This window comes from Streptomyces sp. NPDC013317 (assembly GCF_055563155.1).
In genome coordinates, this window is sequence record NZ_JBVHDX010000001.1 from 752,091 (window position 1) to 766,342 (window position 14,252).

The following is a 14,252-nucleotide window of genomic DNA, read 5'->3' on the forward strand; positions in this document are numbered from 1 at the left end:
CTCTGTGCTGTGGTGCCGTGGTTGGGGGAGCGGAGCCGACCGTTCAGCACATGCCCGCGGGCTCCGAGACTCCACAGGTGTTGCGGCTGAAGGTGTTGCCCTTGCCGGTGTCCCGGTTGGCCAGGTCGGCCGCGCCGTTGCGGAGCACGACGTTGTCGCGGATCTCGTTGCGCTCGTTGAGGGCGCCGACGAAGCTCTTGAACAGCACGATGCCGCCGGAGAGCGGCGAGGTGCCCACGTTGTCCTCGATGCGGTTCTCCGCCACCAGCGTCTCCTCGGCGCCGGTGAGGACGATGCCCGAGCCCTGCAGGAAGGGCAGCCGGGGGGTCTTGGGACAGTGCTTGTTGTTCTCGTGGATGTAGTTCCGGCGCAGGGTCATGGCCCCGGCGCGCGGAGTGGACTCGTCGCCCACCACGAACACCGCAGCACAGTTCCCGGTCGCCTCGTTCCGCTCGACGGTCAGGTTCCGCAGGCGCCGCACCGTGACGCCGATCCGGTTGCCGGACACACGGTTGTGGGAGATCACCGTCCCCCGCGCGTCGACGGCACCCGCCTCCGTGTCGGTGGTGTTCGACACGAAGAGACCGGCGTCGCCGTTGTCCCGGGCGACGTTGTGACTCAGCACGCTCCGTACGGAACGCTCCTGGGCGATGCCCCAGGTGCCGTTCTTCTCCGCCGTCACCCTCTGCACCTTCAGGCGGTCTGTCCGGGAGGCCCACAGGCCGTTCTTGGCGAAGCCCCGGACGGTCAGGGAGCGCACGGTGACGCCCTCGACGGGGCTGCCGTCCGCGCCGGTCACGCAGATGCCGTGGCCGGCCTTGGCGCACGTGTCGGTGGCGGCGGTGTCGGGCACGAGGACGGAGGGGAAGACGATCGAGCCCCGCAGGGTCACGTTCGGCGTGGTGATGCGGACGCTCTCGCGGTAGGTGCCGGGAGAGAGGACGACCGTGTCCCCCGGCTTCGCGGCGTCCACGGCTTGCTGGATCGATTCGCCGGGCTTGACCCGGTGCACGGTTCGCTTCTCGGCCGTCGGTGCGGCGGCACCCACTCCCGAGGCCACGAGCGCCACGGTGCATGCCAGGTAGGCGATCTGTCGTTTGGTCATATGCCGAAGCTATGAGGGGGCGTTCCGGCCCGCCACCGCTGATCCCCCGGCCGGGCAGCGCTTCCCCCGAACGTCGGCGGCGCCCCCCGCTCCGCCGCCGCGGCTAGCCCGTTCGCCTCCCGCGAGCGGTCGATCGTGCCGCGCCGGGTCCGCCACCGTGACCTGCGGTGACGGGGCGACAGATCGTGATCACGCCGCCGACCGGGCGACACCCGCGCGGGCCGCTCGCGTTGCGGGGACCGTGGGCCGGCGCTTGCCTCGTGCACGGAGCACAGCACAGGCGCCGCGCAGACACGCCGGCCGAGAAGGCTCCGCCGAAGGAGAAACCATGCGTCTCGCACGTACCGGCCCCGTGGTCGCCCTGATCATCGCCGCGCTCGCCCTGTCCGCCCCCATGGCCTCGGCCGCGGAGGGGGAGTCCACCGCGGAAGCGTCGGCGAACGTCCGCATCACCCCGGGGAAGGTGTCCCCGGGCACCACCGTCACCGTCAGCACCTCGGCCTGCGGCAAGGAGACCTACGGCAAGGGCGAGTCGGAGCTCGCCGGGCAGTTCCACCTCTTCCCGGGGGACCGCAAGGGCGTCCTCGTGGGCGAGTTCCAGGTGCCGGACGGCGCCGCCTCGGGCACGGACACCGTGACCCTCAAGTGCCCGCCGCGGGTGAAGCTGACCGCCACGTACCAGATCGCCGGCCGTCCGAACGGTCCCGTCGACGCCGGCTTCGGAGGAAGCGCCGACAAGGAGACGGAGTCCGGCCTCGGCTGGCTGCTGCTCGGCGGCGCGGTCGCGGGCGGAGCGATCGTCCTGCGCCGTCGTGCGTCGGCCGCCAGGACGTCGGCCTGACCGTATGCCGGGACACGACCGTGCCACCCCGGCCGAGCGTACGTCCGCACCGCGCCTCCGTCCCCCTGCCTCGCGAGGAGGCCTGGGGACGGAGGCGTTCGGGCGCCGAACGAAGGCACCACGACCATGAGAAGAGACTCCGGGAGGACGCCCGCCGCCCCGCCGCCGCGCGCCGCCCCGTCGTTCGGGTGGCTGGTCTGGGCCGCGCTCGCCGGAGCCCTGCTGCTCGCCGACGCGACGCGCGACGACGAACCGCCGCGCCCGACGGCCGGCACCGGGCAGCCCGCCGCACGGATCGCCGGCGGAGTCGGGACCGCCGGGGGAGACGCCTCCGGCCGTCCGGCTCCCGAACCGCTCTCCGCCTCACCGCCGGTACGGATCCGGATCCCGGCCGTCGGCGTCGACGCCTTCCTGACGGACCTGGCGCTGGACGCGAAAGGGGTGCTCCAGCCGCCACCCGCGACGGCCCCCGCCTTCGCCGGCTGGTACGCCGACGGGACCCCGCCCGGTGCGCTCGGGACCGCCGTCGTGGCGGGTCACGTGGACACTCCCGGGGGCCCCGCCGTCTTCCACCAGCTCGGTGCGGTGAAGCCGGGTGCCCGGATCGAGGTCGACCGCAGGGACGGCCGTACGGCCGTCTTCACGGTCGACGCGGTGGAGGAGCACGAGAAGGGCCGGTTCCCGGACGACAAGGTGTACGGCGACTCGGGCCGCCCGGAACTCCGGTTGATCACCTGCGGCGGCGCCTGGTCCCAGGGCACCGGATACCAGGCCAACACCGTCGTCTACGCCACGCTGACCGCGACGAGGCGGATGGGCGAGACATCGGACGGTTGACACGCAAAAGTGTGAGTGATTGAGTACTCACATGAAGAGCGAACGTCCCCGTCAGTTGTCCACCGCCGAAGAGCGTCGCGAGACGGTGCTGAGCACCGCCATCGGCGCCTTCGCCGCCCGGGGCTACTGGGGCACCACCACCACCGAGGTGGCCAAGGCGGCCGGCATCTCGCAGGCTTACGTCTACCGCCTCTTCCCCAACAAGGAGCTGCTGTTCACCGCAGTGGTCGAGCACTGCTTCGTGCGGGTGAGGTCGAGCCTGGAGCAGGCCGCGGCCGAGGCGCGGGGCAGCTCGGCGGAGGTGGTCCTCGCGGCGATGGGGGACGCCTACGCCCAGCTCATCAGTAACAACGACCTGATGCTGATCCAGCTGCACGCGCAGGCGGCGGCGGTGTCCGAGCCGGCCGTCCGTGAGACGGTCCGCCAGGGGTACGCCCGGCTGGTCGAGTACGTCCGGGGCGCCTCCGGCGGTACCGAGCGGCAGGTCCAGGAGTTCTTCGCGACCGGGATGCTCTGCCATCTGATCGTCTCCATGGGGGCCGACGAGGTCGACGCGCCCTGGACCCGGACGCTCGCGGCCGGTATCACGCACTACTGAGGCCCGTCGCGGCAGCGCGACGGGCGGACCGGCGGGGCCACCGGGCCCCGTCCTTCTTCAGGGCGTTTTTGTGAGTGGTCAACCACACAGGGGGGAATCGATGAAATCCCACGTCATCAGCAGCCGCAGTCCGGGAGTCGCTCTCGCGGCCCTGGCCGGGGCACAGTTCACGGTCATGCTGGCCACCTCGATCGTGAACGTGGCCCTGCCCGGGATCCGCGCCGGCGTGGGACTCTCCGACAGCGGAACCCCCTGGGTCGTCAACGCCTACGGACTCGCCTTCGGCGCCCTGCTGCTGGCGGGCGGCCGGGCGGCGGACCTGCTCGGACGGCGCCGGGTCCTGCTCGCCGGGCTCGCGGTGTTCGCGCTCTCCTCGGTCGCGGCGGGCCTGGCCGCCTCGCCGGCCGAGCTGATCGCGGCGCGATCCGTACAGGGGATGGGCGCGGCGGCCATCGCCCCCGCCTCGTTGGCTCTGGTCATGGGGCTGTTCCCGCCGGGAGCCGGCCGAGGACGGGCGCTGGGCGTCTGGGGAGCGGTCTCCGGCGCGGGAGGCGCGGCAGGAGTCCTCCTCGGCGGTGTCCTGACCCAGGCGTGGGGCTGGCCGTGGATCTTCCACGCGGTGGCCGCCGGCGCCCTGGTCGTCCTGGCCGCCACCGCCGCGAGCGTGCCGCCCGCCCCCGTCACGGAGACCGGTGGTCGGTTCGACCTGCCAGGCACCCTCACCGTCACCCTGGCGCTCACCGCTCTCGTGTGGGGCCTGACGGCGGCCCGCGGCTCGGGCTGGACGGATCCCACGGTCCTCGGCGCGTTCGGCCTGGCCGCCCTCCTGCTCGCCCTCTTCGGCCTGGTCGAACGCCGCCACCCGAACCCGCTGGTCCCGCCCCGCCTGTTCCGCACGGGGCGGGTCGCCGCCGGCAACGTGCTGATGGCGCTGCTGGGTTCGGTGTGGATCGCGCTCTTCTTCTTCCTGCCCCTCCACCAGCAGCAGGTTCTCGGCCTGAGCCCGCTCGTCACCGGAGCCGGCCAACTCCCGCTGGCCTTCGCCATCATGCTCGGCTCCGCCCTCGCACCCCGGATCTCCCGCCACGCAGGACCCACCGCTACGGTCACCGGCGCGCTGCTGGCGGAGGCCGCCGGACTGCTGTGGCTGGCCAGGATCGGCGTCCGCGGCGGCTATCTCGCCGACGTCCTCGGCCCCAGCATCCTGATCGGCCTGGGCCTGAGCGTCGCCTTCGTCCAGCTGACCGCCCTGGCCGTCGACGACGTCCCGGAGCGGGACGCCGGCCTGGCCGGCGGTCTGGTCAACACCACCCGTCAGATCGGGGGAGCGGTCGGACTCGCCGTCCTGGCCACCCTGGCCGGCGCCACGACCGGCCGGGCGGAGGCCGCCCACCAGCCGTACCTGGAGGCACTCACCGCCGGTTACCGCACCGCCTTCGCCGTCTCCGCCGCCGTACTCGCGGCGGCCGCGGGCCTCGCTCCGCTCCTCGCCCGCCGCGGGCCCGCCACTCCCCTCGGCGAAGCGGGGCCACGCCGGACACCCGCAACGGACCACTGACGCACCGACACGCACCCGCCGACACGCACCCACACGACCCTGCCCGTCGACCGAGCACCGACCGAGAGGAACGAACGCCATGTTCACCATCGACGAGACCGCCCCCGTCATCGCCCGCCTGTCCATCGTCATCGACGCCCCGCTGGCGCGCGTCTGGTCCCTGCACACCGACATCGACGCCTGGGCGGACTGGAACGCGGACATCGACCGGGCCGAACTCGACGGCCCGCTGCTGCCCGGCAACTCCTTCGCCTGGCTGACCCACGGGATGGACATCACGTCCACCATCCGCGAGGTCGTGCCCGGCGAGCGCGTGGTCTGGGGCGGCCCCGCCCTCGGCATCGAGGGCATCCACGTCTGGACCTTCGAGCGGACCGGGGACGAGGTCACCACCGTGCACACCGAGGAGTCCTGGAGCGGCGCCCCCGTCGACGCCGCCACCGAGGAGCTCGGCCAGGCCCTGAACGCCTCGCTGACCAGCTGGCTCGCCGGTCTCAAGGCACGCGCCGAGCAGCGCGACTGAGGTGCCTGAGTCCGCCTTGGCTCCCCCTTCCGACCCCGCCCGAGCCACCCGCACCCTCCCTGTCCTCCCTGCCACGGAATCGAGGCTCCTGTCATGACCGTGCACACGAACACCGAGAAGCCCTACCTGATCGGCCACCACACCCCGGCCGTGGACGAGATCACCGCCACCGGGCTGACCGTCGAGGGCACCCTGCCGCCGGAGCTGACCGGCCGGCTGATCCGTAACAGCCACAACCCCAAGCCGGGTGTCACCCCCACCCACTGGTTCAAGGGCAGCGGCATGGTCCACGGCATCCGGCTGAGCGAGGGCCGCGCCGAGTGGTACCGCAACCGGTGGGTCCGCACCCCGGCCCTCGACGGCGCGCCCTACATGACCGAGCACGGCCCCGACCTGACGGCCAGCACCGCCGGTACGCACGTCATCGAACACGGCGGACGGCTGCTGGCCCTGTGTGAGGCGAACCTCCCCTTCGAACTCACCAGGGACCTGGAGACCGTCGGTGCCTACGACTTCGGCGGCACGCTGCGAGGCGCGATGACGGCTCACCCCAAGGCCGACCCGGTCACCGGCGAGCTGCACTTCTTCGGTTCCTCGCCCTTCCCTCCCTTCCTCGTGTACTACGTCGCCGACGCGAGGGGCGAGGTCACCCACACCGCCGAGATCCCCGGTGCGAGCCCGGCCCTCAAGCACGACTTCGCCCTCACCCGCCACCACGTCGTCTTCGTCGAGGGCTCCGTCACGTTCGACCCCACCGAGCGCTCCGGGATCCCGTACGCCTGGAGGGGCGACCAGCCCGCCCGTATCGGCGTCATGCCCCGTGGGGCCGACGGCGCCGGCGAGATCCGCTGGTTCCCCATCGAGCCCGGGAGCATGCTCCACGCCGCCAACGCCTACGAGGACGCGCAGGGCCGGATCGTCCTGGAGGGGCCCACCGTCGACCGGGAGGGCTTCCAGCTCTCCTGGAACTGGTGGGTCGGCGCCCCGGAGCGCGGCACCGAGCCCAACACCCGTTCGTACACGCGTCGTTGGGAGATCGACCTGGCGACAGGCAGCGTCGACGAGCGCATCGTCGACGACCTGGCCGTCGAGTTCCCGACCCTGAACGAGGACCTCCTCGGCTCGGAGCACCGCTATCAGTACGCGGTCTCCTTCCCCGACCAGCGAGGCTTCGGCGGCTACGGCATCGTCAAGTACGACCGCGCCTCCGGTGCCCGCCGGATCCACGAGGCCGGCGACGCGCGCCTGCCCAGCGAGGCGGTCTTCGTGCCGGCGGCGGGCGGCACCCGCGAGGACGACGGCTACCTGCTGACGGTCGTCTCCGACCTCAAGCAGGACGCGTCCCAGCTCCTGGTCCTGGACGCCTCCGGGCTCGACCGGATCGCCACGGTGCATCTCCCGCGCCGGGTGACGGCCGGCATCCACGGCTCCTGGATCCCGGACGCCGCCCACTAGCCACCGGACCGGCCGGGTCCCGGGGAGTACGCTCCCCAGGCCCCGGCCCTCCCATGTCCGGCACCGGGTCACGCCGCCGTTGCGCTGCTCAGTCCCCGGCCGTCAGAGCGGCGCGTGCCCTGGTGAGGATCTCGTCCGAGAGCGGGGAGCCCGTCGTGGCGCGGGACAGGATGAGGGCGCCGACCATCGTGCAGAGGCGGGCGATGCCGTCGTGGTCCTCGGTGGCGAGCCAGTCGGCGAACTCCGCCACCCCCTCGCGGTAGGCGCGGTGGGCCTCGCTGTCTCCGGGATCCCGTGCCATGTCGGTGGCGAGGCCCGCGGCCGGGCAGCCCCGCGCGGCGTTGTCGCGGTGCGCGGGGGAGAGGTAGGTGTCGATGAGGGCCTGCCGGGCGGTGTCCGGTTGCTCCGGTCCGGCGAGGCGACGCTGTGCGAACTCCTCGAAGGCCTGGACCGTGGCTTCGTCGATCAGCGCCTCCTTGGAGGCGAACTGCTTGTAGAAGCCGCCGTGGGTCAAGCCGGCCGCCTTCATGAGGTCCGCCACGCTGACCTGCGTGCCCTGCTCCCGGAACATCCGGGAGGCGGTCGCCACGACCCGCTTGCGGTTCTCCTCGGCCTGCGCCTGCGATACGCGCCCCACCGGCCACCTCCATATTGGATGTCGATTGACATCTATCCTACCCCCGACTTAGATTGTCACCATCATCTAACGTGCGTCCGGTCGCTGCCGGACCCGCAACGCCGGGAGTCGGACATGGAACTGAAGGACGCCGTCGCCGTGGTCACGGGTGCCAACCGGGGGCTGGGCCGTCATCTGGCCGAGCAGCTCCTCCAGCGGGGGGCGAAGGTCTACGCGGCCGCCCGCCGCCCCGAGACCGTCGACCTGCCGGGTGCCGTCCCGCTGCGGTTGGACGTGACGGACGCGGAGTCGATCCGCTCCGCCGTCCGCACCGCGTCCGACGCGACGCTGCTCGTGAACAACGCGGGGATCTCCACCTCCACACCACTGCTCGCGGGCGATCTGGATGCCGTTCGCCTGGAGATGGAGACGAACTTCTTCGGTCCTCTCGCCGTGACGCGCGCCTTCGCCCCGGTCATCGAGCGAAACGGCGGCGGCGCCGTGCTCAACGTCCTCTCCGTACTGTCCTGGCTCCACCCGGCCGACCTCGGGTCCTACGCGGCGGCGAAGGCGGCGGCCTGGGCCCTGACCGGCGCGGCCCGGGAGGAACTGGCACCCCACGGCATCACCGTCTCCGCGCTCCATGTCGCCTACATGGACACCGACATGGCCGCCGCGGTCCCCGCCGAGCAGAAGACCGACCCCGCCGACGTCGCCGCCCAGGCGCTGCTCGGCATCGAGGCGGGCGTGACCGAGATCCTCGCCGACGAGACCACCCGGTACGTGAAGCGGAGTCTGGCCGCCGCGCCCGCTGCGGCATGAAACCGCACACGGCTGCGACCGTGCCCAGGTCTCCCAGTCCCAGCAGCCGAAGTACGCCGGCGTCCCCGTGCGGCGGGCTTCCATCACGGCTGTGAGCCGGGCGAAGCCTGGGGCGGCATGAGCGGACGCCACTCCGGCAGCGGGCGGGCGCGGACCTCGGCGTACTCCTCGGGCGGGAGCCAGGTGCGGTCGGCGGCCATTCTCGCGGTCTCCCTCAAGGGTCAGGGGCGGAGGGCGTAGAGACGGAGCACGTCGAGATCGGCGGTGCGTACCAGCGACCAGCCGGCGGTGAGCGTCTCGGCCTCCGCGGCCGTGATCCCGAGGCCACGCTCCGTCAAGGGGTCGTCCTCCCCGCGGCGGCCCGCGATCTCGGTGACGACCCAGAAGGTGCCGCCGGGAGCCAGGAGCCGTCGAACACGGTCGAGGAAGGCGGGCTTGTCCTCGATCCACCGGTAGACCAGACGGCAGGAGACGACCGCGTACGCCGGGTCCGGCAGGCGGTCGGGGCCGTCGGCGGTGATGTCCAGGCACCGCCAGACCGGGCCGGGACCGTGTCCCTCGTCGAGCGCGGTGGCGAGGGCCACGGCGCTCGGGGCGCAGTCGACGCCGGTCGTGCGGTAGCCGAGCCGGTGGTGGAGGTGGCGGGCCAGCGTGCCGTCGCCGCTTCCGATGTCCAGCGCCGGACGCCCGCGGCCGGGCCCCACGTGCCCGGCCAGCAGCCTGAACTCGTCCTCGCAGGGCTGCCGGTAGCGTCGGCCCTCCGCCCACCGCGCCTCCCAGTCGGTGGCGGGCCGTGCGTCGCGGTGCGGTTCTTGGTGCGTCTGGGCCGAGGTCAACGGAGCCCCCTGGGCGGTCGCGGCTGGGTCGTCCGGTTCAACGACTCCACCGCGATTTCGAACGCCTGTTTTTCGGTCGGAGCGCCGTTGGCCGAAACGCCGACACCCGCACCGCGCGGGTCAGCCCCGCAGCCCCGTGACCTCGGCCACGTGCCGCAGGCTCGGGTCGAGCAGGATGCCGTGCAGCCGCTGGAAGGTCTGCCGGGCGGCCACCGCGTTCCAGTCCGCCGGGAGCAGCTCGGTCGGCAGCCCCGGGTCCAGGTACGGCAGCCGCCGCCACTGGGTGAGCATCGGAACGTAGTGGCGGAACGCCTCCGCCGGACCGGGCTCCGCCTCGGCCGCCGCCCACCGGGCGGCCACCGGCGCGTACGTGTCGGTGAACGCCGCGTACTGCTTCTGGATCGCCGGGAAGTCCCACCACGAGCTCACCGTGCCCGGCAGATCGCTGAAGGCCGCGTACTCGGCCGCGAACAGGTGGACGTAGTCGCTGAGACCGAGCCGTACGAGCATGGCGCGCGCGTCGTCCAGGAGCCGGCCCGGCGCCAGCCACACCCCCGGCGCGATGTTGCCGAAGCCGAGCCACGTCAGGCGCGTGCGCAACTGGTGGCGGTGGGCACGTTCCGACTCCGGCACGGAGAACACCGCCATCGCCCAGCCGTCCGCCAGGTCGGCCGGCTCCAGGCTGGCGAAGATCCGGCGGTCGCCCTCGTCGAACACGGGAAGGACGGCCGGGCTCAGCCGGTAGCCGGTGGCGCCCCGGCGCTCCGGTTCGAGGACTCCGCGCTTCTTCAGCCGGGAGATCGCCGAGCGGACCGCCGGGCCGTCGACGTCCAGTTCCCCCATCAGCGTGATCAGGTCGGCGATGGAGATCCAGCCGCCGAGGCGCCGCAGGAACGCCCCGTAGACCGTGTTGATCAACGAGCTGGGCCTGAGGGGGCTGTCCGACATGATCGCCTTCCGTTGTACGCGGTCGCGATCATATCGAGGCCCCCTCGAGGCCCGTCCGGCTCAGGCGTACGCCCCCGAGAGCAGGTGCCCGGCACCGGGGGCCACCGCGCTCAGACCGAGGGTGCGCAGCATCTGGTGGGCGGTGCACACGGCGGCCGACACGACGGGCTTGCCCAGGAGCTGTTCGGTCTCCTCGATCACCCCGAGCGAGGGCATCTGGACACAGGCGGAGAGGACGACCGCGTCGGCGTCCGCGTGGTCGAGCGCGCGGGCGAGACCGGGCAGCCTGGCCGGGTCGTGGGCGGCCACGGCCAGGTTGTCCGGGATCTCCAGGGCCCGGTGGTCGAGGACCTCGATGCCCTCCCGGACGAGGTAGTCCACGACGGTCCGCGTAAGCGGCTTCATGTACGGGGCGAGCAGGGCGATCTTCCTGGCGCCGATGGTGTCCAGCCCGTGGACGAGAGCCCCCGCGCTGGTGACGACCGGCGCCGGGGCGCCGTTCTCGACCGTACGCAGGTGCAGTCGCTCCTCGGAGACCCGGTGGTATCCCGGACCCATGCTCATGATGGCGACGAGACAGGCGTAACCGAGCACGTCGACCCGTGCGTCGGAGAGTTCCACGGCGCAGCGGTCGGAGTCGGCGTCCATGGCCTTGAGCTGCTCCGGTGTCACATGGGTCATGCGCATCCGGCTGGAGTGGAAGGTGAAACGCTCGTCCGGCGCGACGGCGGCGCGGGCGCGCAGGATCGCGGGGACCTCCGTCTCCATGGTGACGTTCGAGCTCGGCACGATCTGGCCGATGCGGTAGGTGCGGGGGGACACGGGTGCTCCTCGGTTCTCGTACGGACGTGTCCGACGCGTCGGCGGGACGTCCACGACCGGGTCAGCGGGCGTCGACGACGGCGTCGGCGGGCGTCGGCCATCGGGTCAGCGGGCGTCGACGACGGCGTCGGCGGGCGTCGGCCATCGGGTCAGCGGGCGTCGACCACGGGGTTGGTCAGGGTGCCGATCAGCTCGACCGTGGCCTCCACCGTGTCACCGGGCGTGAGGAACTCCGGCGGGACCATCCCGGCCCCGACCCCTGAGGGCGAACCCGTGGCGATGACGTCGCCGGGCTCCAGGGTGACGCCGGAGCTGATGTCGGCGATCAGGCGGGCGATCGGGAAGAGCATGTGACGCGTGTTCGACTTCTGCTTGGTGACGCCGTTGACGCGCAGCGAGAGGTCCAGATCCATCGGGTCGGGGATCGCGTCGGCGGTGACGACCACCGGGCCGAAGGGCGCGTACGAGTCCTGCCCCTTGGAGAAGAACCACTGACCGGAGCGGCGCTGGTCCCGGGCGCTGATGTCGTTGACGATGCTGAAGCCGAAGACGTGGTCGTACGCCTCCTCCTCGCTCACCCGGTACGCCGTCCGGCCGATGACGACCGCGAGTTCGCACTCCCAGTCCAGCTGGGTGGTGAGGTCGGCGTTGTGCAGGATGGGCGCGCCCGGACCGGTGACGGCGGTGGCGGGCTTGCCGAACAGCACCGGGCGGGGCGGGAGTTCCCTGTCCGTGTCGAGACTGCGGCTGGACTCCTCGACGTGTTCGACGTAGTTGAGACCGACGCCGATGATCTTGCCCGGGCGGAAGGGCGCGCTCAGGCGGACGTCCTCGGTCCGGTGGACGGCGTGCGCCGGCAGGTCGCCGTCGAGCAGTCGGCGAGCGGTTGCCAGCCCGTACGGGCCGGCCTGGACCAGGCCGAGCAGGTCGTGCGGGAGCGGTACGCCCGCGTGGTCGGCGAGGGCGGCGAGGTCGAGGACGTGGCCGTCGGTCTCGGCACCCGGCCGGGGATCGGCGCAGGTGGTGGTCGTGAAGGTCAGCAGACGCATGGCAGGTGCTCCTTGCGGGTCGGACGGAGGGCGGACGGCGTTTCAGCCGACGGCGGAGGCAGCGGCGGAGGCGGCGGTTCGCAGGGCGGTTCAGCCGGCGGGGGAGGGGGCGACGGGCTGGTGGCCGCCGTTGTCCGGGTACGCCTCCTCCCGGTGGAAGCCGAGCGAGCGCATGACGGGGAAGTCGTCGAAGGAGAAGAGACAGGCGTCCTCGGACGCGTCGAGGTTCTCGTGCTCGTGCCAGGCCCAGGACGGCACGCAGAAGATGTCCCCCTCACGCCACTCGAACCGCCGTCCGGCGATCACCGACGCGCCCCTGCCCTTGGCCACGGTGTAGATCACCGAGCCGGTGTGCCGGTGGGCCGCGGTCGCCTGCCCGGGGCGCAGGAGCTGCATGTGGGCGCCCATCGTCGGCATCACCGAGCCGCCGGTCACCGGGTTGGTGTACTCGGCGATGACCCCGTCGTACGGAGAGCCCTCGGTCGCCCGTGCGAGGCCGCACAGCGCCTCGTACGTCGGTTCCCACGGGTAGGCGAGGAGCGGTGAGCAGGGCCGGGTCCACTTCTCCGCGCCGTACGGGAGGAGGGTGCCGGAATAGGTGAGGACGGAGGCGTTCACCACCTTCCCCGGCGTCTGGTGGAGTTCGGGGTGCACCTCGTAGAACCCGGCGTCCAGCGCGTTGACCAGGGGGATGTCCAGGCCGTCCTGCCAGATCACCGGGGCGTCGGTCCCCTCGTTGCCGTGTTCGTGCCAGGTCCCGTTCGGGGTGATGGCGAAGTCGCGCGGCCCGACCCTGAGCTTCTCGCCGTCGACGATCGTCCACGCGCCGGTGCCCTCGTGGACGAACCGCAGCGCGGCTGCCTGGTGGCGGTGAGCGGTCATCGCCTCACCCGGGCCCATGATCTGGAGGCCGGTGTAGAGGAGTCCGGCGGCGGCGCTGACGTCCCTGCGGCCGGGGTTGACCAGCATCACGACCCGGCGGCCCGCGTCGTCGGCGTCCACGAGCCCGAGGGCCTTGTGGACGAGCGGTCGCAGCTCCTCGTAGCGCCACAGCACGGGAACCGACCGTGGCCGTGGATACCAGGGTTCGATGTCGTTGGCGACGGTCCACAGGGCGCCGGCGTCCAGCGCCTCCAGTTCGCCGTAGTAGCGCCGGAGTTCGGGGGTGTCGGAGACCCGGGCGCGGCCGGGCATCGTGTCGTCCTGCTCGATGGTCATACGTCCTCCTCAGGTGCGGTGGTGGTCGGGGAACCCGTCGGCGGCACGGTGAACGTCACCGGCCGGCGCGGGGTGTTGTCGACTTCGAGGCGGAAGACGTCGAAGCGGTTGTAGTGGCCGGTGATGTCGTGCATCTGCTTGGGCTGGATGCAGCGGCCGAGGTCGATCTCGCCGTAGACGATGCCCTCGTCGTCGACGAGCGGCTCGGTCACGGGACGGCCGTCCGGGCCGAAGACGCCGGAAAGGGCGCTGCGCGGGCGCCGGAACAGCGCGCGCAGTTCCTCGTCGTCCCCGGCGAGCGTGTCGACGATCTCCGGGGAGACGGTGGAGCATGCGACGACGGAGAAGACCTTGCCCTCGAAGCTGTGGGCGGCGGTGCGGACGGCGATGGCGTCGGCCATGTCGTAGTCGGCCGGGGCGACGGGCAGCGCGATGTAGCAGGAGGCGTGCACGAGTTCGCCCTGCGCCAGGAGCGTGAAGCGGGCCAGGGTGTTGGTGTTCTCCCCGCAGGCGAGGGCGCCGAGCGGACCGACGGGCGTGCGATGGACGCGCAGCGAACTTCCGTCGCCGCCGGTCCAGGTGAGCTTCTCGGCCCAGGTCGGCACCAACTTGCGGTGCACGCCCAGGAGTTCACCGTCAGGGCCGATGGTGAGCAGGGTGTTGTGAAGGACGCCGAGGCTGTGGGCGGCGCGTTCGTTGACACCGATGACCAGGACCACGCCGTACTGGCGGGCCGCCGCGCGCAGCGCGTCGACGTGCGGGCCGGGGATGTCGACCGAGGCGCGCTGGAGACGCTCGAACCACGGCGAGCCCTGGACCGGGTTCATCGTCCAGTTCCAGTACGGGTATCCGGGGACGAACACCTCCGGGAACACGACCAGCCGGGCCCCGTTCCCGGCCGCCTCGGCGATCAGGGCGACCGCCTTGTCGACGGTGGCGGCGGGGTCGAGATAGACCGGTGATGCCTGGACGGCGGCGGCTGTGAACCGGGGAAGGTGGTCAAGCGGCTGTGATGACAAGGAAG

The 14,252-nt window shown here is 72.3% G+C and carries 15 protein-coding genes; 7 read left to right on the top strand and 8 right to left on the bottom strand.

What is annotated here, in order from left to right; genetic code table 11:
- Positions 1-43: 43 nt before the first annotated feature.
- On the bottom strand, positions 44-1,105 hold the full coding sequence (locus ACZ3IJ_RS03200; protein ID WP_467465935.1) for a right-handed parallel beta-helix repeat-containing protein: 1,062 nt from the start codon (positions 1,103-1,105) through the stop codon (positions 44-46).
- A gap of 328 nt (positions 1,106-1,433) precedes the next feature.
- Between ACZ3IJ_RS03200 and ACZ3IJ_RS03205 the strand changes: the two genes are divergently transcribed.
- The 6 genes from ACZ3IJ_RS03205 to ACZ3IJ_RS03230 all read left to right on the top strand — a co-directional run bounded on the left by ACZ3IJ_RS03205 (position 1,434) and on the right by ACZ3IJ_RS03230 (position 6,917).
- Entirely contained in the window at positions 1,434-1,946 is a 513-nt protein-coding gene (locus tag ACZ3IJ_RS03205) for a sortase (protein WP_467465937.1), read from the top strand.
- 126 nt (positions 1,947-2,072) lie between these two features.
- Complete coding sequence (locus tag ACZ3IJ_RS03210) at positions 2,073-2,783, top strand: class F sortase (RefSeq protein WP_467465938.1); 711 nt, start codon at positions 2,073-2,075, stop codon at positions 2,781-2,783.
- 31 nt (positions 2,784-2,814) lie between these two features.
- Positions 2,815-3,381: a TetR/AcrR family transcriptional regulator gene (locus ACZ3IJ_RS03215; RefSeq protein ID WP_467465939.1), complete on the top strand. Its 567-nt coding sequence runs from the start codon at positions 2,815-2,817 to the stop codon at positions 3,379-3,381.
- 100 nt (positions 3,382-3,481) lie between these two features.
- Positions 3,482-4,939, top strand: coding sequence for an MFS transporter (locus tag ACZ3IJ_RS03220; RefSeq protein WP_467465940.1), 1,458 nt, complete (start codon positions 3,482-3,484; stop codon positions 4,937-4,939).
- A gap of 79 nt (positions 4,940-5,018) precedes the next feature.
- A complete protein-coding gene (locus ACZ3IJ_RS03225; RefSeq protein ID WP_467465941.1) occupies positions 5,019-5,462 on the top strand; it encodes an SRPBCC family protein in 444 nt (147 codons plus the stop codon).
- 93 nt (positions 5,463-5,555) lie between these two features.
- Positions 5,556-6,917 carry a carotenoid oxygenase family protein gene (locus tag ACZ3IJ_RS03230; protein ID WP_467465942.1) on the top strand — a complete coding sequence of 454 codons (1,362 nt, stop codon included), beginning with the start codon at positions 5,556-5,558 and terminating at the stop codon, positions 6,915-6,917.
- An 88-nt stretch (positions 6,918-7,005) separates the two neighbouring features.
- Here ACZ3IJ_RS03230 and ACZ3IJ_RS03235 read toward each other — a convergent pair whose 3' ends face one another.
- The gene (locus ACZ3IJ_RS03235) at positions 7,006-7,554 is read right to left on the bottom strand and encodes a TetR/AcrR family transcriptional regulator (RefSeq protein WP_467465943.1); all 549 of its coding nucleotides are present in this window, start codon (positions 7,552-7,554) and stop codon (positions 7,006-7,008) included.
- A 114-nt stretch (positions 7,555-7,668) separates the two neighbouring features.
- On the opposite strand from ACZ3IJ_RS03235, the gene ACZ3IJ_RS03240 reads away from it, so the two are divergent.
- The gene (locus ACZ3IJ_RS03240) at positions 7,669-8,355 is read left to right on the top strand and encodes an SDR family oxidoreductase (RefSeq protein WP_467465944.1); all 687 of its coding nucleotides are present in this window, start codon (positions 7,669-7,671) and stop codon (positions 8,353-8,355) included.
- Positions 8,356-8,576: 221 nt separating this feature from the next.
- Here ACZ3IJ_RS03240 and ACZ3IJ_RS03245 read toward each other — a convergent pair whose 3' ends face one another.
- From ACZ3IJ_RS03245 to ACZ3IJ_RS03270, 6 genes are all read right to left on the bottom strand, one after another.
- Entirely contained in the window at positions 8,577-9,191 is a 615-nt protein-coding gene (locus tag ACZ3IJ_RS03245) for a class I SAM-dependent methyltransferase (protein ID WP_467465945.1), read from the bottom strand.
- 120 nt (positions 9,192-9,311) lie between these two features.
- Entirely contained in the window at positions 9,312-10,139 is an 828-nt protein-coding gene (locus tag ACZ3IJ_RS03250; RefSeq protein ID WP_467465946.1) for a PaaX family transcriptional regulator, read from the bottom strand.
- A gap of 60 nt (positions 10,140-10,199) precedes the next feature.
- Positions 10,200-10,907: a maleate cis-trans isomerase family protein gene (locus ACZ3IJ_RS03255; RefSeq protein ID WP_467466260.1), complete on the bottom strand. Its 708-nt coding sequence runs from the start codon at positions 10,905-10,907 to the stop codon at positions 10,200-10,202.
- A gap of 203 nt (positions 10,908-11,110) precedes the next feature.
- Complete coding sequence (locus ACZ3IJ_RS03260; protein WP_467465948.1) at positions 11,111-12,010, bottom strand: fumarylacetoacetate hydrolase family protein; 900 nt, start codon at positions 12,008-12,010, stop codon at positions 11,111-11,113.
- Positions 12,011-12,100: 90 nt separating this feature from the next.
- Entirely contained in the window at positions 12,101-13,228 is a 1,128-nt protein-coding gene (locus tag ACZ3IJ_RS03265; RefSeq protein ID WP_467465949.1) for a cupin domain-containing protein, read from the bottom strand.
- Positions 13,225-14,247: a carbon-nitrogen hydrolase family protein gene (locus ACZ3IJ_RS03270; protein ID WP_467465950.1), complete on the bottom strand. Its 1,023-nt coding sequence runs from the start codon at positions 14,245-14,247 to the stop codon at positions 13,225-13,227. The genes ACZ3IJ_RS03265 and ACZ3IJ_RS03270 overlap by 4 nt, the downstream gene beginning before the upstream one ends.
- Positions 14,248-14,252: the final 5 nt, after the last annotated feature.

Bases quoted from the DNA above. Each gene is read 5' to 3' on its own strand.
- ACZ3IJ_RS03250 (WP_467465946.1), bottom strand. From the start codon at position 10,139: ATGTCGGACAGCCCCCTCAGGCCCAGCTCGTTGATCAACACGGTCTAC.
- ACZ3IJ_RS03215 (WP_467465939.1), top strand. From the start codon at position 2,815: ATGAAGAGCGAACGTCCCCGTCAGTTGTCCACCGCCGAAGAGCGTCGC.
- ACZ3IJ_RS03200 (WP_467465935.1), bottom strand. From the start codon at position 1,105: ATGACCAAACGACAGATCGCCTACCTGGCATGCACCGTGGCGCTCGTG.
- ACZ3IJ_RS03265 (WP_467465949.1), bottom strand. From the start codon at position 13,228: ATGACCATCGAGCAGGACGACACGATGCCCGGCCGCGCCCGGGTCTCC.
- ACZ3IJ_RS03240 (WP_467465944.1), top strand. From the start codon at position 7,669: ATGGAACTGAAGGACGCCGTCGCCGTGGTCACGGGTGCCAACCGGGGG.
- ACZ3IJ_RS03260 (WP_467465948.1), bottom strand. From the start codon at position 12,010: ATGCGTCTGCTGACCTTCACGACCACCACCTGCGCCGATCCCCGGCCG.
- ACZ3IJ_RS03205 (WP_467465937.1), top strand. From the start codon at position 1,434: ATGCGTCTCGCACGTACCGGCCCCGTGGTCGCCCTGATCATCGCCGCG.
- ACZ3IJ_RS03225 (WP_467465941.1), top strand. From the start codon at position 5,019: ATGTTCACCATCGACGAGACCGCCCCCGTCATCGCCCGCCTGTCCATC.
- ACZ3IJ_RS03230 (WP_467465942.1), top strand. From the start codon at position 5,556: ATGACCGTGCACACGAACACCGAGAAGCCCTACCTGATCGGCCACCAC.
- ACZ3IJ_RS03255 (WP_467466260.1), bottom strand. From the start codon at position 10,907: ATGGAGACGGAGGTCCCCGCGATCCTGCGCGCCCGCGCCGCCGTCGCG.
- ACZ3IJ_RS03210 (WP_467465938.1), top strand. From the start codon at position 2,073: ATGAGAAGAGACTCCGGGAGGACGCCCGCCGCCCCGCCGCCGCGCGCC.
- ACZ3IJ_RS03220 (WP_467465940.1), top strand. From the start codon at position 3,482: ATGAAATCCCACGTCATCAGCAGCCGCAGTCCGGGAGTCGCTCTCGCG.